The 1439-nt window shown below is 78.8% G+C and carries 2 pseudogenes; both read right to left on the reverse strand.

What is annotated here, in order from left to right:
- Positions 1-173 precede the first annotated feature (173 nt).
- Positions 174-1016: pseudogene (locus L0P92_RS44385) on the reverse strand (condensation protein); the annotation flags it as partial.
- Positions 1013-1439, reverse strand: a pseudogene (locus tag L0P92_RS44390) (hypothetical protein); the annotation flags it as partial. The pseudogenes L0P92_RS44385 and L0P92_RS44390, both read right to left, overlap by 4 nt.

Consider the following 1439-nt stretch of genomic DNA (forward strand, 5'->3'; position numbering starts at 1 on the left):
CCCCGCCCCCCCCCCCCCGGGGGGGGGGGGGGGGGGGTGGGGGGGGGGGGGGGGGGGGGGGGGGCGGCGGGGGGGGGGGGGGGGGCGGGGGGGGGGGGGGGCGCCCCCCCCCCCCCCGCCGCCCGGCGCCCCCCCCCCCCCCCCCCCCCCCCCCCCCCCCCCCCCCCCCCCCCGCCGTGCTCCCGGTTCCAGTGGGCGATGGTCAGGGCGGTGGTGACCATGAGCTGGTCGTTGACCGTGTACGGGGAGCCCTTGGGCCGGTGCGGGAGGGGGAGCTCGGTGACGAGCATGCCGTTGCCGGGGGAGGGTTCGGGACTGCCGGGCGCCACCCGCGCCGGGTGGGACCAGTTGGACGGGGTGTCCTCGGGGGGCGGCGGCGCTTCGGACGCCGTCCGCACGGGGGGAGCGGCGGGCGAGTTGTCCTGGCCGCCGTACAACTCGGCGGCGGTGGCCAGGACGCGGAGGCACGCGGGGCCGTCCAGGGCGGTGTGGTTGATGGTGAGGAAGAGGACGGTGCCCGGTGCGGTACGCGGTTGCGGGCCGCCGTCGGTTCCGCGCGGGCGTACTCCCACGGCGTCGGAGGCCTCGCTCCCCTCGACCGGCCCCGGCCCCGTTCCCTCCACCACCTCCACGCGAATCGGCGGCGACAGCGACAGCGGCGGCGCCTGCGTCAGCGCCCGGGTCCGGGCGTCCCGCAGCGCGTCCCGCCCCGGCGCGGGAAAGCCCACCACCTCCACGTCCGGCTCCGCCGTCAGCTCCCACTCGTACCGGCGCCGGTACCAATGCCCCGACGCCTCCCGCATCAGGATGCGCGGATGCCGCCGCAACGCCTCACCGAAGGCCGCCCGCAGCCGCCCCGGTTCCAGCCGCCCCGGCAGATGCACCTCGATGTGCACCGTCTCCGGCTCCTCCTCCTGGAGACAGTGCCGGGCGACCTCGTCCACGACGGGAAACGGGACACGTACGGGCGGCCGCGAGGGACCGTCGGCGCGTGCGGGCTGCTGAAGCGCGGTCATGTGACGTCGCCCTTCCGGGGGTCCTCGGGCTCCGGTGGGTCCGCGGGTGCCGTCGTGCCGTCGGGGCGGCTCACCCGGAACCTCGGCTTCCCGCCGATGCGGGCGGTCGGCGGATCCGGGTCCGGCCCGCCGGGGCCGCGTGCGGAGACGGTCGGCCCGGATTCGGGCCGAGGGGCGGAGCCGAGGTCGGGACCGTGGGCAGGATTCGTCGAACCGGGCGGCTCGGTCCCCATCGGACTCCGCCCGCGCCGACGCTGCGGCAACGGCCGCGTCGGCGCGCCCGGATCCGAGGACCCGCCCGGTCCTCCCGGATCGCCCGCCACCCCGGCCATCGGCTCCCGCACCGCAACCACACCCGCGAACAACCCGATCAGCGCGAGCAGTTGAGCGGCAGGGCCGAACGCGCCCTCCTCCACCCCCACC

The organism is Streptomyces muensis, assembly GCF_021474425.1.
GTDB classification, from domain to species: domain Bacteria; phylum Actinomycetota; class Actinomycetes; order Streptomycetales; family Streptomycetaceae; genus Streptomyces; species Streptomyces muensis.